The sequence below is a fragment of the Actinomycetota bacterium genome, from assembly GCA_030774015.1.
In the GTDB taxonomy this organism is placed as follows: Bacteria; Actinomycetota; UBA4738; order UBA4738; family JACQTL01; genus JALYLZ01.
The window spans coordinates 1-23,556 of sequence record JALYLZ010000177.1; the positions used below are offsets into that span (position 1 = coordinate 1).

General features: G+C 68.1%; 26 protein-coding genes. 14 read left to right on the forward strand and 12 right to left on the reverse strand.

Going from position 1 to position 23,556, the window contains the following annotated elements:
- Positions 1 to 509 precede the first annotated feature (509 nt).
- On the forward strand, positions 510 to 1,454 hold the full coding sequence (locus tag M3Q23_17510; GenBank protein MDP9343847.1) for an IS1595 family transposase: 945 nt from the start codon (positions 510 to 512) through the stop codon (positions 1,452 to 1,454).
- On the opposite strand, the gene M3Q23_17515 is transcribed toward M3Q23_17510, so the two are convergent.
- The 4 genes from M3Q23_17515 to M3Q23_17530 form a co-directional block, all read right to left on the reverse strand.
- Entirely contained in the window at positions 1,451 to 1,720 is a 270-nt protein-coding gene (locus M3Q23_17515; protein ID MDP9343848.1) for a DUF2283 domain-containing protein, read from the reverse strand. The two genes, M3Q23_17510 and M3Q23_17515, sit on opposite strands and share 4 nt — an antisense overlap.
- Positions 1,717 to 1,968 (reverse strand): DUF4258 domain-containing protein, encoded by a 252-nt coding sequence (locus M3Q23_17520; GenBank protein ID MDP9343849.1) that lies wholly within the window; start codon positions 1,966 to 1,968, stop codon positions 1,717 to 1,719. The genes M3Q23_17515 and M3Q23_17520 overlap by 4 nt, the downstream gene beginning before the upstream one ends.
- On the reverse strand, positions 1,969 to 2,124 hold the full coding sequence (locus M3Q23_17525; protein ID MDP9343850.1) for a hypothetical protein: 156 nt from the start codon (positions 2,122 to 2,124) through the stop codon (positions 1,969 to 1,971). It lies immediately after the preceding gene.
- Positions 2,125 to 2,256: 132 nt separating this feature from the next.
- The gene (locus M3Q23_17530) at positions 2,257 to 3,489 is read right to left on the reverse strand and encodes a restriction endonuclease (protein MDP9343851.1); all 1,233 of its coding nucleotides are present in this window, start codon (positions 3,487 to 3,489) and stop codon (positions 2,257 to 2,259) included.
- Between the two features lie 764 nt (positions 3,490 to 4,253).
- On the opposite strand from M3Q23_17530, the gene aceE reads away from it, so the two are divergent.
- Genes aceE through M3Q23_17545 form a run of 3 tightly spaced genes read left to right on the forward strand, consistent with a single transcriptional unit; the run spans position 4,254 to position 7,647 of the window.
- Positions 4,254 to 6,947, forward strand: coding sequence for a pyruvate dehydrogenase (acetyl-transferring), homodimeric type (aceE, locus tag M3Q23_17535; protein ID MDP9343852.1), 2,694 nt, complete (start codon positions 4,254 to 4,256; stop codon positions 6,945 to 6,947).
- A 53-nt stretch (positions 6,948 to 7,000) separates the two neighbouring features.
- Positions 7,001 to 7,252: a hypothetical protein gene (locus tag M3Q23_17540; GenBank protein ID MDP9343853.1), complete on the forward strand. Its 252-nt coding sequence runs from the start codon at positions 7,001 to 7,003 to the stop codon at positions 7,250 to 7,252.
- Positions 7,249 to 7,647, forward strand: a complete 399-nt coding sequence (locus tag M3Q23_17545; protein MDP9343854.1) for a type II toxin-antitoxin system PemK/MazF family toxin — start codon at positions 7,249 to 7,251, stop codon at positions 7,645 to 7,647. Before M3Q23_17540 ends, M3Q23_17545 begins: the two co-directional genes overlap by 4 nt.
- Before the next feature lie 39 nt (positions 7,648 to 7,686).
- Here the strand turns inward: M3Q23_17545 and M3Q23_17550 are convergent, their stop codons facing one another.
- The 3 genes from M3Q23_17550 to M3Q23_17560 form a co-directional block, all read right to left on the reverse strand.
- Positions 7,687 to 8,457, reverse strand: a complete 771-nt coding sequence (locus M3Q23_17550) for an MFS transporter (GenBank protein MDP9343855.1) — start codon at positions 8,455 to 8,457, stop codon at positions 7,687 to 7,689.
- A gap of 148 nt (positions 8,458 to 8,605) precedes the next feature.
- Positions 8,606 to 9,118 (reverse strand): SRPBCC family protein, encoded by a 513-nt coding sequence (locus tag M3Q23_17555; protein ID MDP9343856.1) that lies wholly within the window; start codon positions 9,116 to 9,118, stop codon positions 8,606 to 8,608.
- 5 nt (positions 9,119 to 9,123) lie between these two features.
- On the reverse strand, positions 9,124 to 9,447 hold the full coding sequence (locus M3Q23_17560; protein ID MDP9343857.1) for a helix-turn-helix domain-containing protein: 324 nt from the start codon (positions 9,445 to 9,447) through the stop codon (positions 9,124 to 9,126).
- A gap of 138 nt (positions 9,448 to 9,585) precedes the next feature.
- On the opposite strand from M3Q23_17560, the gene M3Q23_17565 reads away from it, so the two are divergent.
- Positions 9,586 to 10,014: a hypothetical protein gene (locus M3Q23_17565; GenBank protein MDP9343858.1), complete on the forward strand. Its 429-nt coding sequence runs from the start codon at positions 9,586 to 9,588 to the stop codon at positions 10,012 to 10,014.
- A gap of 331 nt (positions 10,015 to 10,345) precedes the next feature.
- Entirely contained in the window at positions 10,346 to 10,798 is a 453-nt protein-coding gene (locus M3Q23_17570; GenBank protein ID MDP9343859.1) for a hypothetical protein, read from the forward strand.
- Between the two features lie 108 nt (positions 10,799 to 10,906).
- Here M3Q23_17570 and M3Q23_17575 read toward each other — a convergent pair whose 3' ends face one another.
- Together M3Q23_17575 and M3Q23_17580 are read right to left on the reverse strand one after the other, a co-directional pair.
- Positions 10,907 to 11,866 carry an IS1595 family transposase gene (locus tag M3Q23_17575; GenBank protein MDP9343860.1) on the reverse strand — a complete coding sequence of 320 codons (960 nt, stop codon included), beginning with the start codon at positions 11,864 to 11,866 and terminating at the stop codon, positions 10,907 to 10,909.
- Between the two features lie 126 nt (positions 11,867 to 11,992).
- Positions 11,993 to 12,532 carry a YqgE/AlgH family protein gene (locus tag M3Q23_17580; GenBank protein MDP9343861.1) on the reverse strand — a complete coding sequence of 180 codons (540 nt, stop codon included), beginning with the start codon at positions 12,530 to 12,532 and terminating at the stop codon, positions 11,993 to 11,995.
- A 166-nt stretch (positions 12,533 to 12,698) separates the two neighbouring features.
- Between M3Q23_17580 and M3Q23_17585 the strand changes: the two genes are divergently transcribed.
- From M3Q23_17585 to M3Q23_17610, 6 genes are all read left to right on the forward strand, one after another.
- Positions 12,699 to 14,798, forward strand: coding sequence for a transcriptional regulator (locus M3Q23_17585; GenBank protein MDP9343862.1), 2,100 nt, complete (start codon positions 12,699 to 12,701; stop codon positions 14,796 to 14,798).
- A gap of 98 nt (positions 14,799 to 14,896) precedes the next feature.
- The gene (locus M3Q23_17590; protein MDP9343863.1) at positions 14,897 to 15,196 is read left to right on the forward strand and encodes an antibiotic biosynthesis monooxygenase; all 300 of its coding nucleotides are present in this window, start codon (positions 14,897 to 14,899) and stop codon (positions 15,194 to 15,196) included.
- A 55-nt stretch (positions 15,197 to 15,251) separates the two neighbouring features.
- Positions 15,252 to 16,304: a CapA family protein gene (locus M3Q23_17595; GenBank protein MDP9343864.1), complete on the forward strand. Its 1,053-nt coding sequence runs from the start codon at positions 15,252 to 15,254 to the stop codon at positions 16,302 to 16,304.
- Positions 16,305 to 16,365: 61 nt separating this feature from the next.
- Positions 16,366 to 16,851 carry a peptide-methionine (S)-S-oxide reductase MsrA gene (gene msrA, locus M3Q23_17600; GenBank protein MDP9343865.1) on the forward strand — a complete coding sequence of 162 codons (486 nt, stop codon included), beginning with the start codon at positions 16,366 to 16,368 and terminating at the stop codon, positions 16,849 to 16,851.
- A gap of 14 nt (positions 16,852 to 16,865) precedes the next feature.
- Positions 16,866 to 17,141 carry a hypothetical protein gene (locus tag M3Q23_17605; GenBank protein MDP9343866.1) on the forward strand — a complete coding sequence of 92 codons (276 nt, stop codon included), beginning with the start codon at positions 16,866 to 16,868 and terminating at the stop codon, positions 17,139 to 17,141.
- A 53-nt stretch (positions 17,142 to 17,194) separates the two neighbouring features.
- A complete protein-coding gene (locus M3Q23_17610; protein MDP9343867.1) occupies positions 17,195 to 17,437 on the forward strand; it encodes a DUF2630 family protein in 243 nt (80 codons plus the stop codon).
- Positions 17,438 to 17,450: 13 nt separating this feature from the next.
- On the opposite strand, the gene M3Q23_17615 is transcribed toward M3Q23_17610, so the two are convergent.
- Complete coding sequence (locus tag M3Q23_17615; protein MDP9343868.1) at positions 17,451 to 18,218, reverse strand: 3-hydroxyacyl-CoA dehydrogenase; 768 nt, start codon at positions 18,216 to 18,218, stop codon at positions 17,451 to 17,453.
- Positions 18,219 to 18,329: 111 nt separating this feature from the next.
- On the opposite strand from M3Q23_17615, the gene M3Q23_17620 reads away from it, so the two are divergent.
- Together M3Q23_17620 and M3Q23_17625 are read left to right on the forward strand one after the other, a co-directional pair.
- The gene (locus tag M3Q23_17620) at positions 18,330 to 19,304 is read left to right on the forward strand and encodes a nucleoside hydrolase (protein ID MDP9343869.1); all 975 of its coding nucleotides are present in this window, start codon (positions 18,330 to 18,332) and stop codon (positions 19,302 to 19,304) included.
- A gap of 3 nt (positions 19,305 to 19,307) precedes the next feature.
- A complete protein-coding gene (locus M3Q23_17625) occupies positions 19,308 to 20,189 on the forward strand; it encodes a ribokinase (protein ID MDP9343870.1) in 882 nt (293 codons plus the stop codon).
- Positions 20,190 to 20,198: 9 nt separating this feature from the next.
- Here M3Q23_17625 and M3Q23_17630 read toward each other — a convergent pair whose 3' ends face one another.
- Together M3Q23_17630 and M3Q23_17635 are read right to left on the reverse strand one after the other, a co-directional pair.
- Positions 20,199 to 20,840, reverse strand: a complete 642-nt coding sequence (locus tag M3Q23_17630) for a transcriptional regulator (protein MDP9343871.1) — start codon at positions 20,838 to 20,840, stop codon at positions 20,199 to 20,201.
- Positions 20,841 to 21,165: 325 nt separating this feature from the next.
- Positions 21,166 to 23,223: a hypothetical protein gene (locus tag M3Q23_17635; protein MDP9343872.1), complete on the reverse strand. Its 2,058-nt coding sequence runs from the start codon at positions 23,221 to 23,223 to the stop codon at positions 21,166 to 21,168.
- Between the last annotated feature and the right edge of the window lie 333 nt (positions 23,224 to 23,556).

Here is a 23,556-nt window from a genome sequence, read left to right on the forward strand (position 1 = left end):
CTCGCTCGTGCAGGCGGCGAAGCGGCGGGCTCGCGGGTACCGCACCAAGACCAACCTCATCGCCATGACCTACCTCATCGCAGGGAAGCTGGACATGGCGTCAGCCCACACGAAATAGCGAGGAGCCCCTTAGGTCGTGCCTCAGAGCGGCCAGCCCGAATGCGACCGCGGCGTCGATGGCCCCATATCAACCGCGGGCCTCTCGGACCGTCCCTCCGGCGCCTGCCCTGGCCACCGCATACACGGCGACATTGTTACGACACCTGGGGGCGGAAGGACTGATTCCATTCAACTCCGGGTCCTTGTCACTAGGGGGGTGTAGCTTCTGGCATGGAAAGGGGGGAGGTGACTGCATGTCTGGATCCCAGCCAACCAGTGTCAAGGCGGCGAGTGCTGCTCCCACGGTCCCGCGTGACTGCAGGACCGGAAGAACGTCCAAGGCCGCCGCTGGGGCCTCTTTGGGCAATGACATACTTGACGCAGTAGACAGTGAGTAGTAGACTCAGTGCATGAGCACGGAAACGAGCAAGATCAAGCTCCCACGGACCCTCCTCGAAGCCTCCCGGTACTTCGCCGATCCCGACATAGCAAACGAGTTCGTCGCGTCCCTCCGGTGGCCGGACGGCCCCGAGTGCCCGACCTGCGGTGGCAAGGCGCTCGGCTACACCAAGACCCGACGGCTCTGGCAGTGCAAGGACAAGGCGTGCAAGCGTCAGTTCTCCGTGAAGGTGGGGTCCATCTTCGAGGACTCCGCGATCCCGCTCGACAAGTGGATCGTCTCGGTGTGGATGATCGCCAACGCCAAGAACGGGATCAGCTCGCACGAGCTGGGCCGTTCGGTCGGGCTCACGCAGAAGTCGGCGTGGTTCGTCCTACACCGAATCCGGCTCGCCATGCAACGCGGGGACTTCCGCAAGTTCTCGGGCGAGGTCGAGGTCGATGAGACGTTCGTCGGCGGCAAGGCCCGGAACATGCACCCCGGCACGCGGGCTCGGAAGATCACCGGGACCGGTGGCAAGGACAAGACCGCCGTCATGGGCATCATCGAGCGCGAGGGTGAGGTCCGGGCGATGGTCGTCCCCGACACCCGCAAGCGGACCCTTCAGCCTCGCATCATGGAGCACGTCGAGCCCGGCTCGACGGTGTACTCAGATGCTCACTCGTCCTACACCGGATTGGAGTCCACCTACGACCACGCGACTGTGGATCACGCCGTCGAGTACGTCCGGGGTCAGGTGCATACGAACACGATGGAGAACTTCTGGTCTCTGTTGAAGCGCGGACTCGCGGGCACCTACGTCTCCGTCGAGCCCTTCCACCTGTTCCGGTATCTGGACGAGCAAGTCTTCCGATTCAACACCCGCAAGGCAAACGACTTCACCCGGTTCGCATGGGTACTCGGGACTGTGGCGAAGCGGCGGCTGACCTACGCGGAACTGACCGGCAAGGCTTAGGCGAACTCCTTCTTCGGCTCGAACTCGAACTTGGTCTGTTCGAGTCCCCGAATGTGGCCGAGGTAGGAGTGGAGTCGAAACTTCTCAACCAAGTCGGTCAAGTGGATACCTTGCGATGCCCCCAACACTTCGATCCCCACGGCTTCGCCGAGCCCGTCAACGTCTACCACTCGGTCGTCGTCCACCACAATCGAGCGCCACACAGAGACGCCCTCACGCAGACAGACATAGAGGGCGTCGGCCTCGTCATCGTAGGTGATCCTCACGATCCCTCCTCCGGGGCAACGACGCTGATGATGAACTCCGGATAGTTCCGATAGGTAGTGACTCTGATCCTCCGGCCGGTCGTGGTCTCACCCCATAGGTTCATGCGGTCCTGCGACGCCCCCGGGGTCTCGATGTTCGCGTTACCCATGGCTTGTACTACTTCGGCCTCCGTGATCCGCCGCTTGACCATCATCTCCTTGGCATGTCCGCTGAAAACCAGGGATGATCCGCTCGGTCCCAGCGACACCTAACGCTTCCGTTCGGCCTCGCGCCTCGCGTCGATCTTCTTCTTCGGCACCGACACCAGCTTCTTCATCATCCGCTCGAAGCGTTGGTACTCCTGGCTAGTGCCCTGACCGTTCTCCGTTCCACGCTGCGAACGGCGTTTCGTGGGCTCGGCCACGACACGGCCTCCTTCTAGGATTCCCCCGGGCCTCCACCGGAGGGAGAGTACAGCAAGGTATACGCCGATTCTGGCAGATCCGGAAGGGAGAGTTGTCAAACCGCAGGTCAGGGGGCCTGCTGGCCCGTTCCGTCAACCCCCTTGCTCACTCTCGACCAGCTCCTCGATGCTTGGGCGGGCATCGGGTTCCCTCGCCTTGGGTAGCGGGAGGTCCGGCACCAGTTGCCCGGTCGAGAGGTCCGGTGTCCCGCCCGTGAGCAAGTCGGCCACGGTCACAAGCTCGATATCGGTCTTGCCCTGGGCCTTCGCTCGGGCGGCTTCCTCGTAGGCCCCTTTGGTGAAGCTGAACGCCACGATGTAACCCTTGGCACGGCCGTCCCGCTCGACGGCCGTCTCGAAGTTGTCAACGACGTTGCGGCCGACGCTCTCGGATTGCTTCACCTGGATCGGGTAGTGGTGGAAGAACGACCGCCCGTCGATTCCCATATCGCCGGTCTTGCGGGGGGAGTAGGTGCCGTTGAACCGCTGGATGACCCAGTTCTGGAACTCGAAGGGCTTGAGGTCGTGTAGCGCCTCCTCGGTGGTCGGCATGTTCACCAGCCGAACCCCGAACGCCCCGACCCTCTCCATCCGTCGCTTCATCAGGCTGACGGCTGTCGGGCTGATGTCGATGCCTACCCACTGGCGCTTGAGTCGGTGCGCCACGACCATCGTGGTTCCGCACCCGGCGAAGGGGTCAAGCACGATGTCGGCCTCGTTACTGCTGGCCTGGATGATCTGCTCAAGCAGTCCCTCGGGCTTCTGCGTGGGGTAGCCGAGTCGCTCCTTCTTGTCCGAGGGCATGAGCGGCTGGATAGGCCAGACATCATCCGGGTGCTTGCCTAGGGGATTCGGCCGGTAGCCGGAGTAGACCCTGTTGGGCCGATACGACTTGTCATAGCGGCTCGGCAGGCTCTCCATGACTGACTCCGAGTAGGCCGTCCGCACCGGGTCCACGTTGAACGTCCACTCCTTGCCCTTCGTGTAGAAGAAGATCGTGTCGTGCCGTCGTCCCCATCGGCGCGGCGAGACTCCACCTCCCCGATACCACCAGACGATCTCGTTCTGGAACTGGTTATCACCGAAGACCTCATCGAGCATCTGCTTCAGGTAGTGAGCGGCGTGCCAGTCGCAGTGTAGGTAGAACGAGCCGGTGTCCTTCAGGATGCGGTGCATCTCGAAGACTCGCTCCCGCATCCACGCAACGTAGACCTGTATCCCGCCCTCCCAGCGGTCCTCGAATGAGCGGACCTCTGCCTCGTCTCCCCAGATGACCTCGTAGTGGCGGTTCGAGAAGAACGGAGGGTCCAGGTAGATCAGGTCCACGGACTCCCGAGGGAGCATGGCGAGCCGTTCTAGGTTGTCGTCGCAGTAGATGACTCCGGTGTCAATCCGACCTCGCGCCACACCGGAGACCCTACCACGGCTACTGCGTCAAGTATGTCATTGCCTTCCGGAGCGAGGCGTATGACCGCCGTCCGGCCCCCGAGGAGCTGTGGAGGTTCGGCGAGTTGCCCGAGGACGAGATCCGTTTCCGACTGCTGGTATCCCGGTTTAGGGCGCTGGAGGGGAACAGCCGAAAGCTCGATAGAAAGGCTCGAAGCATAGGGAGGAGCTTGACGGGTTTGGGAATGGTAGCGTTGGGCGTGGCAGTCGCCAGCCTCGTTGCCTTGATGTGAGGAGGCGGGTTATGGCACGTGATGTGACACAGCGCCGAGAGCTTGGGCCCCTGCTTCCCCCTCCCCCCCAACACGAGCGCGAAGACCGCGTGAACGACCTAGGGTGGCTGTCCAGAGGGCCGAAACGACGCTTCGACAAGGAGGCAGAAGAGGCGATTCGCCCGCTGCTCGCTTCGAGCAACGAGGAGGTTGGTCTCCCGCCGGATCCCCTGGCCCCTCCGCCGCTTCCTGCGCCGCCACCTGAGAGGTCGCGCGCCGAACGCCGCGGAAGCTGGCTTCGGCGCTTGCTGGACCGGCTGTAGTCCTGGCTTAGCCCGGCCGCGCCCATGAGGGAGCTTGCCCAACTGTGGAGATTCCGCTGGATCGGTCTAGGCTGGATGCCGAGAATCAAGGGCAGGAGGCGCGCGCACCATGACGTTCGCGGGATTCCAGGACCAGCTGCCGGACATCGATCAGGAGGAGACGCAGGAGTGGATCGACGCCCTGGACGGCGTCATCGACGTCTCGCCGGCTCGGGCCGGGTTCTTGCTGCGGCGCATCATGCAGCACGCTCGGGCCCGGCGGGTCGAGGTGCCGGCCATGGTGTCCTCCCACTACATCAACACCATCCCGCCCGAGCAGGAGCCGTACTTCCCGGGTGACGAGACCATCGAGAAGCGGATCCGCCGGCTGGTGCGGTGGAACGCCGCGGTCATGGTGTCCCGGGCCAACAAGCACTTCGAGGGCATCGGCGGGCACATCTCCACGTACGCCTCCAGCGCCAGCCTGTACGAGGTCGGCTTCAATCACTTCTTCCGGGGCCGCAACGCCGACGGCGGGGGCGACCAGGTGTTCTTCCAGGGGCACGGGGCGCCGGGCATCTACGCGCGGGCGTTCCTGGAAGGCCGTCTGACCACCGAGCAGATGGACGCCTTCCGGCGGGAGGCCGGCGGGGGCGGACTGTCCTCGTACCCCCACCCCCGCCTGATGCCGGAGTTCTGGGAGTTCCCCACGGTCTCCATGGGCCTCTCGCCGCTCACCGCCGTCTACCAGGCCCGGTTCAACCGGTACCTCCAGGCCCGCGGGATCAAGGACACCAGCCGCCAGCGGGTGTGGTGCTTCACGGGCGACGGCGAGATGGACGAGCCCGAGTCCATGGCCGGCCTCTCGCTGGCCGCTCGCGAGGGCCTGGACAACCTGATCTTCGTGGTGAACTGCAACCTCCAGCGCCTGGACGGGCCGGTGCGGGGCAACGGGAAGATCATCCAGGAGCTGGAGTCCACCTTCCGCGGCGCCGGCTGGAACGTCATCAAGGTGGTGTGGGGCCGGGAGTGGGACGAGCTGCTGGCCCGCGACGGCGACGGCATCCTGGTGCACCGCATGGACACGGCCCTGGACGGCGACTTCCAGAAGTACGCCGTGGAGTCCGGCGCGTACATCCGGGAGCACTTCTTCGGGACCGACCCGCGCCTGCGCGAGCTGGTGGCGCACCTGTCCGACGACGACATCCGTCGCCTCCGCCGGGGTGGGCACGACTACCGCAAGCTCTACGCCGCCTACGCCACTGCCGTGGAGATGCAGGGCGCGCCGGTGGCCATCCTGGCCAAGACGGTGAAGGGGTGGGCGCTGCCGGAGGCGTTCGAGGGCCGCAACGTCACCCACCAGATGAAGAAGCTCACAGAGCAGGAGCTGAAGGTGTTCCGGGACCGGCTGGAGCTTCCCATCAAGGACGAGGAGATCTCCGAGGGCGTCGCGCCCTACTACCACCCGGGGATGGACTCCAAGGAGATCCAGTACATGCTGGCCCGGCGCCACGCCCAGGGCGGGCTCGTGCCTTCGCGGAACGTGACGGCGGCCGTGAAGCTGGACCTTCCGAAAAAGGATCCCTACGCGGAGTTCTCCTCGGGGTCGAAGCAGGCGGTGTCCACGACCATGGCGTTCGTCCGGCTGCTGCGGAACCTCCTGCGGGACGGCGTGATCGGCAAGCGGATCGTCCCGATCATCCCCGACGAGGCCCGCACGTTCGGCATGGAGTCGCTGTTCCCGCAGTTCAAGATCTACGCCGCGCACGGGCAGCTGTACGAGCCGGTGGACGCGGCGCACCTGCTGGCCTACGTCGAGGCCAAGGACGGCCAGATCCTGGAGGAGGGCATCACGGAGGCCGGCTCGATGGCGTCGTTCACCGCCGCGGGGACCTCGTACGCCACCCACGGCGAGCCCATGATCCCGTTCTTCACGTTCTACTCGATGTTCGGGTTCCAGCGGATCGGCGACCTGATCTGGGCGGCCGCGGACCAGCGGGCCCGAGGGTTCCTGCTGGGGGCGACGCACGGGCGGACCACGCTGAACGGCGAGGGGCTCCAGCACGAGGACGGGCACTCGCTGCTGCTGGCCTCCACCAACCCGGCCTGCCTGGCGTACGACCCGGCGTTCGCGTACGAGGTGGCGACCATCGTGCGCGAGGGGCTGCGGCGGATGTTCCAGGAGGACGAGGACGTCTTCTACTACCTGACCCTCTACAACGAGAACTATTCGATGCCGGAGATGCCGGAGGGGGCCGAGGAGGGCATCGTCCGGGGGCTGTACCGGTTCAGGGAAGCCGCTGCGAACGGGAACGGGTCCAACGGCGGCGGGAAGCGGGCCCAAGTGCTGGCCTCGGGGCCGATGGTGATGCAGGCGCTGCGGGCCCAGGATCTGCTGGCGGAATGGGGCGTGGCCGCCGACGTGTGGAGCGCGACCTCGTACCAGCAGGTGCGGGCGAATGCCCTGGAGGTCGAGCACTGGAACCGCCTGCACCCGGGAGAGCCGAAGCGCACGCCCTACGTGGCAGAGTGTCTGGAGCCGCACGGCGGGCCGGTGGTCGCCGTGAGCGACTCGATGAAGTCCGTCCCCGACCAGATCGCCCGGTGGGTGCCGCAGCCGTATCTCTCGCTCGGCACCGACGGATTCGGACGAAGCGACACCCGCGACGCGCTCCGGCGCTTCTTCGAGGTGGATGCCGAGCACATCACGGTGGCCGTCCTGGCGGCGCTGGCCGAGATGGGCGAGATCAAGCCGGAGACGGTAGCCGACGCCATCCAGAAGTACGCCCTGAACCCCGAGGGAGTGCCGGACCCCACCCGCTAATACCCGGCGTGTCGATTGACGTGTCAAGGTGACACGCCGTATGGTTCTTCACCGTGAAGACGAAGCGGACCTACCGCTTGTCACAGGAAGCCGTTGCGACCGTGAAGCGCCTGTCCGAGGACCGCATCGAGCCCACGCAAGACGCGGTGGTCGAGCGTGCGATTCGGGAACTGGCGCGGCAGGTCGACGACATGCGCGATGCTCTCCGGTGGGGCGAGGCTGCGTCCGACCCGGCATTTCAGCGGGAAGCGGCCCATCTCTCGAAGCTCTTCCAGGAGGACGACCGCCGAGCTTGGGAGCGGTGAACCAGCGACGCCGGCTCCGCTGGGGTGTCTTCATCGTCGGGCTCGACCCGGTGGCCGGACACGAGCAGGGCGGGGAGCGCAGAGCTCTCGTGGTCTCGTACGAGCCCTTCCATGGATCCGGCCTGGCCACGGTGTGTCCGATCACGACCAGGCAGGCGACCTATCCGAACGAGGTGGTCATTCCAGCGGGCGAGGCCGGCCAAACCGAGAACGGGGTCATTCTCTGCCACCAGGTTCGGACGGTCTCCGTCATGCGCTTTCAGCGGCTGGTCGGATTCGTCCTTGATCCGAGGGTCAGGGGCCATGTTCGCCAGAGCCTGGCCCGACATCTCGGGCTGGACGTCCCGGGATCCTCCGACGGAGCGACCGGCTCCGAGTCGATCGACTCGTCTTGATCCGGGGGCTCGCGCCGCCCTCCGGGTGTGGAGAGCTCCCTACGCCTCCGCGGCCACGGTCTCCCGCTCGGGTTCCTGCCCGGTTCCCACGCCGCGGCCCTCGATGAACAGGGCGGCGACGAGTGCGCCGGCCAGGGCGAGCGCCGCCAGCACGACGAACGCCACGTGAAACCCGCTGACGATCGCTTGCGAGGGCGTCGCCCCAGGGTGGGAGGTGAAGAACCGCGTGGTGTAGGTGGTCGCCAGCGTGGCAGCCACGGCCAGTCCGATGGCGCCGCCGATCTGCGGGCTGGTGTTCAGGAGGCCCGACGCCAGTCCGGCGTCCTGCGGCTTCACGCTGCTGAGCGCGGCGATGGATCCCGGCACGAAGGAGAGCCCCAGCCCGGCCCCGCTGATCAGGAACGGGACCAGCAAGTTCCCGGTGTAGGTCCCGTCGACCGGCAGCCTCGTGTACCAGACCCCGATGGTCAGCGCCGCCATGCCCAGGCCGACCGTCAGGATCGGCTTCACCCCGAACTTGGTGACCAGGGCCTGCCCCACGCCGGCGAACACGATGCTGGTGACCGTGGTGGCGACGTAGGCCACGCCCGTCCGGAGTGCCGAGAAATGCAGGATGTTCTGCATGTACAGCGACAGCAGGAAGAACTGCGAGAACAGCGACGCACCCAGGAGCAGGAAGATGATGTTGGCCGTCCGCAGGTTCCGAAGCCTGAAGATGCGGAACGGCATGATGGGAGCCCGCGAGCGGAGCTCCACCACCACGAACACCCCCAGCAGGGCCACCGAGGTGATCAGGAGCCCGATGGCCATACGCGAAATCCTCCTGATCGAACCGAACCCTGACCTCTTTTTGCCAACCGGTCCGGGCACCGCATCATTCCCAGTTCCGGACGGTCGGCGAGGAAGCCGGGATTGTACGCCCCGGCTCCCTCGCTCGACTCTCGGCTCCCGTCCGGCGTCAGCCCGCGAACGGCGCGCCGGTCTCCAGCAGCGTCTTGAGGTCGCTGAGGACCCAGCTCCAGCCACCGCCGGCGCCCTCGGCTTCCCGCTCGCCGGCGCACAGCGCGGCCAGCTTCGGGGCGCCCTCGAGCTCGTGGACGAGGGTGAGCTTGGTCACGCCGCCCTGGCGTTCCTCGATCTCGTACGTGAGGCGGGTGAACCCCTCCGCCTCGGTTTCCTGGTCCATGAGCATCCGCCAGGTCTGGACGAGCCGGCGCGGCGGATCGGCCTCGATCACCTCGCCGTCGACCATCACGTCCGGGGTCGGGAAGCCCATCTGGGCTCCCGCCTTCTTCATGGCCTCGGTCGTGGGCACTCGGTACGAACCGCCGGGGCGCAGGTCGTACTCCACCCGACCGCCAAACCCGTACCGCTCGGTCCACTCGGGCTTGGTGATGGCGTCCCAGATGGCCTGGGGCGTCGCCTTGATGTACACCCGGTAGACCTGGGTGGTCACCGTCGTCTCCGTCATCGTCGTCATCCCGTCTCCTTCTCGAGCTCGGTCTTGAGCTCTGCCAGCGCCGAGACCTGGCGCTCCCGATACTTGTCGATCCACCGGTCGTGGATCAGCCGGATGGGCACGGGGTTCAGGAAGTGCAGCTTCTCCCGTCCGGCCCGGCGCGTGACCACGAGGCCAGCCTCCTCCAGGACCCGCAGGTGCTTCATGACCCCGAACCGCGTCATCTCCAGCTCCGACTCGAGCTGCGTGAGCGTGCGGCCGTCACGCTCGAACAGCCGGTCGAGCAGGAAGCGACGGGTGGGGTCGGCCAGCGCCTTGAAGATCCGGTCGTCGTCGGTCACGTCCCGATCTTAGGTGACCAAATGGGGGAACTATCAAATAGACGCACGTAAGTTCCCCCTAGTGCCGGGGGAAACGGTGTGGGAACATGGTGGACAAGCGGAGCGTTTCCGCAGGTACGACTACATGTTTGTAATTCGGTGGCAGACCATGAGAGGCGGCGTCGGAGGCACTACGAGTGGAAGGCGCTTGTTCCACCGCGCCATGCCATCATCGTCCGGGGCACTCCCGATACGGGGGAACGGATGACGGTCGCGAAACTGCGGAAGGCCGCTCGGAGGCCGATGAAGGTGGGCCGTGGCTATTTCGGTCTGTCCGTCGCGACCTATCGCGGGAAGACCGGGGACCAGATCGCGTCCAAGAACCTGCCGCACGACTTCTACTCAGAATGTGAAGCGTCCGCGCTCCTAGACAAGGAGCTTGACCTTCGGATGGACGATGAAACGAATCCTGGGCATGCGTGCGTCTTCTTCGCGGCCGACCCGAGCGACGACGAGCTTCAAGCGGTGATCGACTCGTTCGGCCCCCCGAAGGAGAACCCCAACCCGGGGCCAACCGGGAGATGGTGATGAGAGCACAAGTAGATTTCAACGACTTGATCGGGGACAGGCTGACGGTGCCCTACGACGATGTGGAAGTGCTGAACACGGCCGATCTCAAGACCGGCCAAGCCGTCTCCCTGTACGACGGGGACACGGGAGCGGGCCACCGGGTACTCGCTTATATCGTGGCGGTTGAGCCAGGGTCCCGCGTCTTCGATGTTGTCGTTGACTGGCCTACGTGGCGATCCAGTCGCGTGCGAGGGGTTCGCATGCACGGGTTCGCTGCTACTCCACGCCGTACCGTGCTGGACTTCGGCCAGCCCGTGCCAGCACGTTCCTAGCCACGATGGACGTAACCATGCTGCTGGCCGACTGGGCTGCCGAGATCAACGGGAAGCTCTACATCCAAGGCGGCGGGTGGTCCCGAATCTTCTTGGCTGAGCCAGCCTCGGTCTCGCTGGCTGTCAAGATTCTCGTTCCCTGGGATCAAGCCAACAGGCCACACAAGATTGAGGCCTTGCTCCTGGATGACGATGGTAAGCAAGTGATGATCGACCAGGAGGAGAATGGCGAGGTCGTGACTCGGGCACTGAAGCTCGAAGGGGGGTTGGAAGTGGGTCGGCCGCCTGGCATGACACCCGGCACACCCATCGACGCGCCTCTGGTTCTCAACTTCAAGAACATGGACATCCCGGCAGGTCGGTATGCGTGGGTGTTCAAGATCGACGATGAGGAGGAAGGGCGCGTCTCGTTCGAAGTGGTGATTCCCGAGACGGCACCTCAAGCGCTCCCAGGAGGAGAAACGCCATGACCAATAACACTGTGAACCCAGCAGGAAGCCCGACCGTCACGGAGCGCCCAGCGACCCCTGAGCGCTCCGTTTCGCGCGAGGACTTCTTCCGGGACTTGAAGAAGGCTTCTACACGGAAGTCTCAGGAACCGTCTTCACGATCCGTCCCAAGAAAGCGCTGAACATCCCGCCCTGGCTTTCTCGGTGGTTGTAGCGGAACACGTACTCATCCACGTATGCCTGTAGGTACTCGCTGCTCACGGAGTGGTAGACGCCACCGATGCCGCCTTTGAGCAGCGCCCAGAACCCCTCGATGGTGTTCGTGTGAACGTCGCCGTCCACGTAGATGCGAGCCGCGTGGCGGATGCGGTGATGCTCGGTGAACGCCTGCCCGGGCTTGTCGTACCCGACGTACTCGTCCGTGTAGATCACCGATGACGGCATCACATACTCGCCAACGCGTCGTGCGATGCCGCCACGCTCATCCTTCGGGACGACCTCAGCCCGGATGCGACCGCCACGCTCGACCGCGCCGAAGACCATCTGCTTCCGACTGGAATGGGCCGTGCGGCCCCTCTTGAGGGAACCGTCGGGCTTGCGCTCACGGTCAGCGAGGCGCGGTTTCCCGCCGTAGTAGGTCTCGTCCATCTCAACCTCGCCCGAAAGCTGGTCGTCGTCCTGGCCGAGCATGGAGCGGATCTTCTTGAACATGCGGTGGGCGGTCGGGTAGGAGACGCCAAGTTCGCGTTCGAGCTGTTTCGCGCTGATCCCGCACCGCGTCTGGCTCATGAGGTAGATCGCCTCGAACCATAGCCGGAGGGAAGTGCTCGACCCCTCGAAGATCGTTCCTCGCATCGGGTACTCGTGGGAGCCGCAGAACTGGCAGGCCCACGCGGGACGGCTCCTGAGCCGGTGGTGCTTCGTGATCTTGCCGCACTTCGCGCAGAAGATGCCGTCTGGGTAGAGGTAGCCGACCAGCCATTCCAGCGCCGCAGCGTCATCCGGGAAGTCCTGATCGAAGTCCCGGCGGCTGTAGGTGCTCTCAGAGGAGGAGGCTCGCTTTGGGTTGTTGCGGTCTGTCTTCGCCATACTTAGATGATACAGCGGCGCACGTACGTGTGTCAACTTGATAGTTCCCCCAAATGGTCACGTGTCAAGCAAAGGAGCGCCGAGCGGTGCACCGGGCCCGCGGCGGCGGCCGGCGTGCGGGTGGGGTCAGTTCATGGCCGGATCGAAGGGCATGGTGCTCAGCATCCGGAACTCGCCGCCCTTGCGCCTGAGCACCCGGCTCCACAGGCGTTCCGGGTCCGGCGTGAAGACGTCATCCGGCACGGCGGGCTCGAGGATCCACGAGCCCTCCTCCATCTCGGCCTCCAGCTGGCCGCCGCCCCACCCGGCGTGGCCCGCGAACACCCGCGCCCGGAGGATGCCGCCGACGGCCTCGGGGTCCTCGTCCACCAGGAACCCGATCGAGCCGAAGGCGACCACGTCCACGTTCTCCGGGTGCTCGAACTCGGCCAGCACCACCGCGGCCTGGGGCTGGACGGGCCCGCCCAGGAACAGCGGCTCGTCCGGCCCGACCAGCGACACGAGCGGTGGTGCCGCGTCGGAGACAGTCGCGCCGGCCAGGCGGTTCAGCACCACACCGACCGCGCCGTCGTCGTCGTGCCGGGCGATCAGCACGACCGTTCGGCGGAAGTTGGGGTCCCACAGGTCGGCACCGGCGATCAGCAGCTGCCCGCTCAGGCTCTCCATCGCTCCAATCTTCTCCAGGTCGCCTGGCCCTGCAACCCAGGCGGTGATGCGCCACGCCTGGACGGAGGTCCCGCGCGGTGGAACACTCGGCCGCAGAGTGGGAGCGACGTCGACGGCCGGGCGCGCGCGGAGGGCAGAGGAGGGGCAGAGGAACCTCACCCTTCGGGTGCGGCTCCTCGGCGGCTTCGGTGTCACCACCGCGGGACGGACGTTCGACGAGTCCTCCTGGCGGCTGCGCAAGGCGAAGGCGCTGCTGAAGCTCCTCGCGCTGGCGCCTCGGCACCGGCTGCACCGCGAGCAGGCCATGGACGTCCTGTGGCCGGACCTCGATCCGCAGGCCGCGGCCAATCAGCTGCGGAAGGCCCTGCACGCCCTTCGGACCATCGTCCACGCGGACCATGCGACGGCGGCCCGTCTGGTTCGCTTCGAGGAAGGGTTCCTGTCCCTCGCTCCGGACGCATGGGTGGACGTGGATCGCTTCGAGGCCCTGGCCGGGGAAGCGCGCCGGGCGCGGGAGCCGGAGGCATACCGGGCCGCGCGGGCGCTCTATCGCGGCGACCTGCTCCCGGACGACCCCTACGAGGAGTGGGCGGCCGGGCGGCGGGACGGGCTGCGGCGCTCGTTCGTGTCGGCGTCCATGGAGCTGGCGCAGCTGCTGGAGGCCCGCGCCGAGCTGGACGAGGCGATCGAGGTCCTCGGCTCCGTGATCCTGGCCGAACCGGCCAACGAGGAGGCGCACCGGGCCCGGATGCGCGCCCTGGCCCTGGCCGGGCGGCGGCACGAGGCGCTCGAGCAGTTCGAGCTCCTGCGGGAGACCCTGGCCGGCGAGCTCGGGGTCGAGCCCGACGCGGCCACGGCGGACCTGCACGAGCGGATCCTGGCCGGGAAGACCCTCCAGACGGAGGTCCGAACGGGGCTGTGGGAGGACGTCGGCGACCTCCGGCACCTGTCGGGAGACGCCGAGGGTGCGGCGGCGGCGTACCGGACCGCCCTGGACGAGAGGCCGGGCTCCCCGGTTGCAGAGGCGCGGCTGCACCGGAAGCTCGCGTACGTCCGGCTGATGGTGCACGACGCCGACGACGCCGCCGCGCATCTGGAAGCGGGCGAGTCGCTGGCGGCGGTACACGGCGACCAGGCAGAGGCGGCGCGCCTGCTGGTGGCCCGCGCCAACTGGCTGTGGGGGGTCGGGCGGATCGACGAGTCTCTGGCGGCCGCGGAGGAAGGCCTTCGCCTGGCGGAGGCACACGGGGAGCCCGCGGACGTCGCGGCCGCCTACGAGTCCCTGGCCATCGTGTTCCACTCCCGGGGCGAGTGGCGGGAGGGACTGCACGTCGAGATCGAGCGCCTGGGGACCATCGCCGACACCGACCCGCAGCTGGCCCGGGTCTTCGACATCCACCACTGCATCGGCGAGTACCACCTGTACGGCGACGAGCTGTTCAGCGGGGTCGAGGACTACGCGAGGCGGACCCTGGAGCTGGCCACGCGATCGAGGGCGCGGCGGGCCGAGGCGTTCGCCTGGTGCCTGCTCGGAGAGTCGTTCCTGCTGCGAGGGCGGTGGGACGAGGCCGGCGGCTGCCTGGAGCGGGCCGGCGAGATCCACGCCGAGCTGGCCACGGGCTCCGGGGCCCTTCCGTGGCAGCGGCTCGGGGAGCTGGCGGCCTGCCGGGGAAACCTCGACGTGGCCAAGGCGTACGTCCGGCGGGGGATGGCCCTGGCCACGGTGTCGCCGATGGCCCGCCACGTGTGGGGACGGCTCTACGCCACCGAGGCGCTGGCGGCGTTGGAGGAAGGGGACCCGGAGCGGGCCGCCCGGGCAGCTCGATCCGCCGCCGAGGCCGCCGTGCGGTACGGCAGCTGCCCGACGTGCGACGCGCTCCTGCACCCGATGGCGGCCGAAGCCTTCGCGGAGCTGGGCGACGAAGAGGGCGCCGCGGCCCAGGCCGAATCGGCCCAGCGAACGGCGGGGCTGTGGGCCAGCTCGGCGTGGCGAGCCATGGCCGTGACGGCGCGGGCCTTCCACCGGCTCGCCGCCGGGGACGGGCGGGAGGCCGGAGGGGGCCTGCTGGAGGCGGCCGAGCTGTACGACAAGGCCGGCCAGCCCTACTGGGCGGCCCGGTGCAGGCTTCGCGCGGCTCTGCTTCCAGGGCTCGACGTGTCCGCCCAAGCAAGGAGGGGGCTCCTGGAAGGCGCGGGCGCGACCTTCCGGAGCCTGGGGGCGGAGCGGGCCGGGCGGCGGGCGGCCGCCGCGCTCACCGGCGCCTGACCGGCTTCCTGGGGAATGCCGAGGGAATGGCGGGGTTCTACCGTCGCGAATCAGTGGAGCCGCTCAACCGGAGCGGCCGGAAACGGAAGGACGCAGCCATGGCCGAGCACTTCGCGTCGGGCAACTGGCACGTGAAGGAGGGGAAGGAGGCCGAGTTCGTCGAGCGATGGACGGAGTTCCTCCAGCGGACGCGCAAGGACCACCCGGGGCTGGAGTCGGCGACCCTGATTCGGGACGAGGGCGACCCCCGGCACTTCCTGTCGTTCGCCGGGTGGGACGACCCGCAGGCCCGGGCGGCGTGGAGGCAGACCCCGGAGTTCGCCGAGGGGTTCCGGGCCTCCCGGGAGCTGTGCGACGACTTCTACGGAGGCGACTACCAGCGCGCGGTCGTGATCTGAGCGGGGGCCGGCTCGTCCCGGCCCTCTGAGGTGCCACGGCCGTAGTCTGGGAGTCGTGAGGAAGACAGCGCAGAAGTCGATCCTGGCCGGGGCCCTGGCCCTGGCGTCGTGTACGGCGCTCGTGCTGGGTGCCGGACCCGCGTGGGGGTCCGGGTCGCCGACCGTGACCATCGCCGCGGTAGGCGACACCATGCTGGGGAACACGCCGGTGCTGCCGGCCCACCCCGGCACCTACCTGGCGCTGGTCCGGGACGCGCTTTCGGCTCCGATCACGTTCGGGAACCTCGAGGGGACGCTCACCAGGGCGACGGCCTCGAAGTGCGGGTCCGGCTCGTCCCAGTGCTTCGCGTTCCGCGTTCCTCCGTCGTTCGCGGGGTACCTGCGCAAGGCCGGGTTCGACGTGCTGAACAGCGCGAACAACCATTCGCGCGACTTCGGAGCGCAGGGCGTCCGGCAGACCAGCGCCGCGATGGCCGCCCACGGCATCGCCCAGACGGGTCTCCGGGGCCAGATCGCGGTGGTCCACGAGGGCCCGCTGAAGGTGGCGTTCGTGGGCTTCGCGCCGTACCCGAACGTGTCCAACCTGCTCGACCTCACCGCTGCGGCAGCCGTGATCCGCAAGGCGGACCGGCGAGCGGACCTGGTGGTCGCGTACATGCACGCGGGCGCGGAGGGCGCCAGCCAGACCCACGTCACCGGCCGCGAGGAGTTCTTCCTGGGCGAGGACCGCGGGAACCCCGAGAAGTTCGCCCACATGGCGGTTCGCCAGGGCGCGGACCTGGTGATCGCCAGCGGGCCGCACGTGCTGCGGGGCATGGAGCTCTACCGGCACCGCCTCATCGCGTACTCGCTGGGCGACTTCGCCAGCTATCACAACTTCAACACCGACGGCGTGCTGGGACTGTCGGCCGTGCTTCGGGTGACGCTGGGGCCGACCGGGTGGTTCCGCGACGGCCGCATCGTGTCGGTCAAGCTGAACGGAGAGGGGCGGCCGGGGCACGACCGCTCCGGCGCGGCGGCCCACCTGATCGCGCGACTGTCGAAGGAGGACTTCGGCGCGCGAGGCGTGCGGGTGCTGGCCCACGGCCGGATCGTGACCGGATCGTGAAACGAACGGGGTCCCTGCCGTCACCATAGGGTGACACCGAGAGCAACCGAGGGAGGGAACGATGGAGAAAGCGACGTTTGCGGCGGGATGCTTCTGGCAGGTCGAGGCGGAGTTCCGGAACACCCCTGGGGTGACCCGGACGACGGTCGGCTACACGGGCGGCTCGGTGGAGCGGCCCACGTACCAGGAGGTGTGTACCGACCGGACCGGACACGCCGAGGCCGTGGAGGTGGAGTTCGACCCGGCGGTGGTGTCGTACGAGCAACTCCTGGACGCGTTCTGGTCGTCCCACGACCCGACGCAGCTGAACCGGCAGGGTCCGGACGTCGGGACGCAGTACCGTTCCGCGATCTTCACCCAGTCGCCGGAGCAGGAAGGTTCCGCGGCGGTCTCGCGGGAGCGCGCGCAGGAGCGGTACCGCAAGCCCATCGCCACCGAGATCGTGCCCGCCACCGAGTTCTGGCCGGCCGAGGAGTACCACCAGCGATACCTGGAGAAGCGCGGGCTGGCCAGCTGCACGCTCACGCTCCAGCAGGCCGCGCACTGAAAGCGGTGGGGACGATGGACGACAGGACGAAGCGGATCAGTGAGCTGCTCCACGAGGCCGCCGAGACCCACCACCAGGTCTTTCGGATCACCGATGGCGACGACCCGGACTGGGCCACGTGGTACTCGGACTGGCTGGTCAACCTGTCGGAGCTGCCGGATCTGCTCGGGGTGAAGCCGACCCGGAGCGAGCTCACCCACGAGTTGGTCAAGGCGGACCGGGAGTTCAAGGGCCTGGGATGGGAGGAGCAGTACGCCACGGCGATCCTCCGCCACTTCTCGGAGGCCTGACGGCCGCGCGCGGTGCTAGCGTTGGCGTCGAGATCGATCACGAGGAGGCAGTGATGGAAGACACGGACCTGATCGAGCGCATCAACCAGCTGGCCCACGAGGAACATGCGCTGTTCGAGAAGGAATCGGAGGGCGAGGCGTCGCCCGGCGACCGGGAGCGCCTGAAGCGCCTGGAGGTCACCCTGGACCAGTGCTGGGACCTGCTGCACCAGCGGCGGGCCCGCCGGAACGCCGGGCTCGACCCGAACGAGGCCACCGTCCGCGACGAGGGCACGGTGGAGGGATACGTCAGCTAGGGCGGTTGGGCGGCTAACGGGCGAACGGCATTCGGAGGGCCCCGTCCAGCCGGATGACCTCGCCGTTCAGGGCGGGGTTCTCCACGATATGCCGGACCAGCGCGGCGTACTCCTCCGGGCGGCCCAGGCGGGCGGGATGGGGGATCTGCCGGGCCAGCTCCTGCCGCTTGTCTTCCGGGAGCGTGCCCATCATGGGCGTGTCGAACGTACCGGGGGCGATGGTCACCACCCGGACCCGACGGGCCGCCAGGTCGCGGGCGATCGGTAGGGTCATCCCCACCACTCCCCCCTTCGACGCCGAGTACGCCGCCTGGCCGATCTGACCGTCGAACGCGGCGATGCTGGCGGTGTTCACGATGACGCCGCGCTCCTCGCCGTCCGGTTCCTGTGCGCTCATCTGCTCCGCGGCCAGCCGGATCACGTTGAAGGTGCCGATCAGGTTGACCTCGACGACCTTGCGGAACACCTCGAGGTCGTGGGGGCCGCTCCGGGAAATGGTCCGCTGGGCCCAGGCGATGCCGGCGCAGCTCACCGCGACATGGAGGCCGCCGAAACGCTCCGCCGCCAGAGCAACGGCTGCGCGGACGTCGTCCTCCGAGGTCACGTCGGTGGGCGCGAACCCCGCCCGGTCACCGAGCTCCTTGGCGACCTCGGCCCCGGCCGACGAGGGGAGGTCGCAGATCACGACGCTGGCCCCGGCCTCGTGCAGCGCCTCCACGGTGGCCCGTCCAAGCCCCGACGCGCCCCCCGTGACGAGCGCCGCCTTCCCCTCGATCCGCATAGCGCGCGGAGTATAGCGGGGGGGTTGCGCGGGGCTGAACGCCGCGGGGCCTGAGCGCGCAGGGCCCGGCGCGGGCCGCGCGCGTTGCGCCCGGGACGGCACCCCGGCACGATGCTTCGACATGCGACGGTCATCCTGGACTGCGACCCCGGGCACGACGACGCCGTGGCCATCCTGTTGGCGCTGGCGCAGACCGAGTGGCGGATCGACGCCATCACGGTGGTGGCGGGGAACCAGACCCTTCCCAAGACCACCCGGAACGCGCTGACCGTGCTGACCGTGGCGGGGCGTACGGACGTCCCGGTGTACGCGGGATGCGACCGGCCGCTGGAGCGGGAGCTGCACACGGCCGCGAACGTCCACGGCGAGTCCGGGCTGGAGGGGCCGACGGATCTTCCGGAACCCGCCGTCATGGCGAAGCCCGAGCACTCCGTCGACTTCCTGATCCGGTACCTCGACGAGGCCACGGAGCCGGTCACCCTGATCCCGACCGGCCCCCTCACCAACGTCAGCTCCGTCCTGCTGCGCAGGCCCGACCTGTCCGGGAAGCTGGAGCGGATCGTGCTGATGGGCGGCGCGGTGGGCGAGGGCAACACCACACCGTCGGCGGAGTTCAACGTCTACACGGACCCCGAGGCGGCGCGGGTGGTGTTCCGGTGCGGCGCGCCGGTCACCATGATCGGCCTCGACGTGACCCACCAGGCGTTGGTCCCGGAGCGAGAGTTCGAGATCATCCGGTCGTGGGGTGGGCCGGTGTGCGAGATGGTGGCCGACCTGCTTGTCTATTTCGCGCGGTTCCACCGGCGCCTGTGCGGGTTCGACGGCGTGCCCATCCACGACGCGTGCGCGGTAGCGGTGGCCTTGCGGCCCGAGCTCGCGACCACCAGGCGCCTCCACGTGGACGTGGAGACGACGGGCGAGCTCACCACCGGCCGCACCGTGGTCGACCTGTGGGGGGTCACGGGGAACCCGCCGAACGCCGACGTGGCCGTGGACATCGACCGGGACGGCTTCTTCGCGCTGCTGTACGAGGGCCTGCGGAGCTACGCGCCGGGCGGGGCGAACGACCCCGGGCGGAGGGACTGACGCGTGGGCCGGGTGGTGGTGGTCGGGTCCGTGAACGTCGACCTGGTGGTGCAGGTAGAACGGATACCGCGGGCGGGAGAGACCGTCACTCGGGGTAGGTTCACCCGCGCGTTCGGCGGGAAGGGGGCGAACCAGGCGGCCGGGGCGGCGCGGCTGGGCGCGGAGACGGCGCTGGTGGGGATGGTGGGCGACGACGACTTCGGACGGGAGGCGCTGGAGGACCTGCGTTCGTTCGGGGTCGACACGTCGAGGGTGGGTGTCGGCACGGAGCCCACCGGGGTGGCCCAGATCATGGTGGACGGGGCCGGCGAGAACATCATCGCCGTCGCCTCCGGCGCCAACACCGAGCTGACCGGCGAGCGCGTGGAGCGGGCCCTGGCGGACCTGGCGCCGCGCGGGACGATCATCCTGGCCGGGCTGGAGGTGCCGGACCAGGCCGTCCGCGCCGCGGCCCGCCACGCCAGCGAATACGGGTGCCCCTTCATCCTGAACCCGGCCCCGGCCCGGGACCTGACGGCCGACGTGATCGGGTGGACGGACGTGATCACGCCGAACGAGCTGGAGGCGGTGTCGCTGGGCAGCGTGGACCGGCTCCTCCAGCAGGGAGCCCGCGCGGTGGTGGTGAGCCGGGGCGCGCAGGGCGCGGACCTGTTCCGCATCGGCAAGCCCTCGGTGCACCAGCAGCCGTTCCGGGTGGAGGTCGTGGACACCACCGGCGCGGGCGATGCGCTGAACGCCGGCCTGGCGTGGGCCCTGGCGGAGGGGCGGCCCCTGGAGGAAGCGCTCCGCCTGGCCGCCGCGGCCGGCGCCCTGGCCACCCGAGCCGTGGGAGCCCGGTCCAGCCTGGCCACCCGGCAGGAAATCCAGCTGCTGGCGTCGAGCTGAAGCCGGTCGCTACCGTCCGACGTGCAGCTCGCGGACCAGCTCCTCCATCTCCCCTGACGGCCGCCCACCGAGTTCCTCCCAAAGGATCCGGCAGTACCACCGGTACTGGCGGACGACCTCGCCGGAGTTCCCTTCCGCGGCGAACGCCCGCATCAGGGCCCGATGGGCGCTTTCCCGGAGGGGTTCGGCCTGTACGGCGGCGACACCAGCCTCCACGGCCCGGCCAAACAGCCCGGCCTCGGCGAACCGCTCGCAGAGGATCTCCAGGGCGTGCAGCCGCAGCTGCCGGAAGTACTCCCGCTCCGCCGTGACCCAGTCCTCGTACCAGTCTGGAAGGAGGTCCTCCATCAGCAGGTGGAGCGGGAGCCGACTGAGCCCTGCCCCGCTGGCGTCGCGGTGACCGTCCATCACCTGGTGGGCCAGCTCCAGCGCATGGCGGTAGTCCACCCGGACACGGCTGCCCAACGCAAGTTCCTGACTCGACGCTTCGATCAGCGGAAAGTCCGGCAGGCGCAGCCGCCACAGAGCGGACCGAAGGCTGGCGGTGGCTCGCTCCTCCTGCGACTCCGTCCACAGGATCCCGGCGACGTAGTTGCGCCGTAGCGGCCGCAGACGCAGCGCCAAGAACGCCACCAGCCGCTGCGTGCTCACCGGGAGTGCGACGGGCCTCCCGTGGTCCGTGAGCCTGAAACCGCCCAGCACATACAGCCCCAACGCCGGGCTCGAATCGACCGAAAGGGGATGCGAAAAGCCGGACGGACGGCTGGGACGGGAAGGTCGGAACCCTCTCGTCGGCGGGCTCCACTCTCGGGGAAGTGACCCCATGCTGCCCCCGGCCGGGCGATCAGGGGGGTAGCGACGGGCCGGTCCCGCCTCCGCGAGCGAGCCTACTCCTGCCGACTCGGGCTGTCACGTGGGCCGAACGAAGGACCCCCGGCCGCCGTCCGCTCGGTGCCGGCGGATGGCCGGCCGTCGCCTACGAGGCTGTCGCCTGTTCGTGGATTTCGGGCACGATCTCGATACGCGCGCTCAGACCGCCCAGCACGAGGCCGGTCCGCGCGTCGAGCTGCGTAACCTCCAGCGGAGAGAAGGAACCTACCTTGCCTCGCTTCGGGCGGTCGAACATCAGGAAGAGCGTATGCGAGGTATGGGGCTCCATGAGAACGTCCCGGAGCGTCACGCGACCCGTGCCGTTGGCGACGAGCATCAACGGTGACTCGATCGCCGCGTGCACGTCTTCGACCCGCTGCTTGCTCCACTCGTCGTCGTACGGATGCTTGCTCCTCTGATAGCTCTCGATCAGCTTCACGTGCTCTTCGGCCCATCGCCGGAAGTCCTCGAAGTCCTGCCCGAGCTTGGCCCCCTCGACGAGCTCGGAGATCTCTCCCTTCATCTGGACGTGTGGCAGATACACCCGGACACGGCCTCGGTACCGCAGGAGCTCGATCTGCACAGTGGTCAGGAAGTCCTCGCCGTATGGATTGTTGATGCGAACGGGCAGGACGAGCTGCTGGGGCCGGCCCACCGGTGGCAGCGTGCCCGTGAACTGGACCACCTTGAGGTTCTTGTGGGCCGCCTTGCGCTCCCCGAGGCTCAGCAGGTCTGTCACGGTCTGGGTCGCCGTGAATGAGTCGCCGGCGTGGTGCACCAATGCGAGGACGCAGTGGTGATCGTTGCCGGCGAGGCTCGCGGGCGGCGGAAGAAGGTCCGAGGTGAGATCGAAGGCCGCGATCTTCGGAAAGCCGACCCGCACGTCGCTCAGGGTGGCAAAACCGACCGTCCTCCAGTCGGGAGTCACGATCGGCGTTCCGCTCTGGACGTTCGCCTCGAATCCGGCGGGGAGGTTCGGCAGGCTCGCCGACGCGTTCGCCAGGAGCAACATCACGCGAACGTTGTCCGCCCGGGTGACGCCGCGGTTGTGCACCTGGACGTAGACGCGCGTCGTGATCGTTGCCGTCGCGTGGGTCGCTACGTTCTGGAAATCGTCCGTGAGGTCATTGTCGAACTGCTCAAAGTCGATGGTCGTTCCGGGCGTGACGGGGAACTGGTAGTTGCCGCCCGCGTCCGGCGTATCGAGCTTGATGTCTGGACCGGCCCAATGGCGGACGACCTGCCCGAATGCCGTCGGATCCGGGAGCCAGTCCACGGTGGCAGCACGACCCTGATCGAGCTGGGTGTCACGAACGTAGAGTTGGATGCCTGGCACCGACGCGGCGGCCAGGTCGTACTCGTAGACCCCGCGACCGTAGGTTGAGGCTCGCAGCAGCCGCCGGGGGTTGAGGAGGCTTAGGTCGAGCACCCCGGCATCGGGGAGACCTGAGGAGAAGGGCGACCAGTTCCCCCCACTGTCCGTGGAGCGCCATATGCCGATGTCGGCCCCGGCAAAGACTGTGCCGGGGTTATTGGGGTCACAAACGATGGCGCTGTGCTGGACGTCGAGCAGGCTGGCCGGGTTCCCCGCAGCGGGACCGCTTCGCTGCTGCCACTGGGTCCCGTCGAACCGCCATACGTGCCTCCAATCCCCGAATCCGCCGAGGGAGACATAGATCGAGTTGCCGGTCGGATCGGATGCATCGACCGCGATGCTCGTGATCGGGCCGACGACGCCCAAGGCGTTCGCCCCGCCCAGGTTGTCGAGCCGCGTCCGGGTCCAACCGCCGGCACCCTGATCGAAGCGGTAGACGCGACCGCCCATGGTGCCCGCGTAGAGCTTCGTGTTCGAGGCGAACACGAGCGAACGGATCATCGTGCCGAGGTCGTCGGTGGCGTTGCCGGCCGGGATGGATGCCCACCCTCCGCCGAACGTGTCGCTGATCCAAGGCCTCTGGCTTCCGAAGGCGACGCGCTCGGCTTCGGCCGCCGTGCCCGAAGGAGGCGTCCCGGCGATCGGTGCGTAAAACAGCGCGCTATCGCCCGCGGGGATCGGCACGCTGACTGGCGCGTAGTTGTACCGCGTGCCTCCATCCGTGGCCCGGTTCACCGAACCGCCGACGTAGGTAGCGAGGATCTTGTACGGGTCGTTCCAGTTGATCACCAGGTCTCCGCTGTCCCCCCACACGGAGTGGTACCAGGCCTCCTCCCCCGTGAAGCGGAGACCTCCGTTGTCCTGCGTGCCGCAGAACAGGACCGCATCCTCTCTCGGGTGTTGTCCCAGCCGGTTCATCTCGAGCGTCTGCAGCCCGGTGTTACGGGGAACGAAGACGTCCCCGGCACCGCTCGGATTCGTCGAATAGAAGGCGCCTCCGTCACAGCCGAGCCACAGCTTGTTCGAGTCCCCCGGTGCGAAGACGAGTGTGTGGACGTCGGCGTGGTGCGAGTTGCCGATGTAGGCCGGCGCCATGCTGTAGGTCAGACCGGCGCCGGCGCC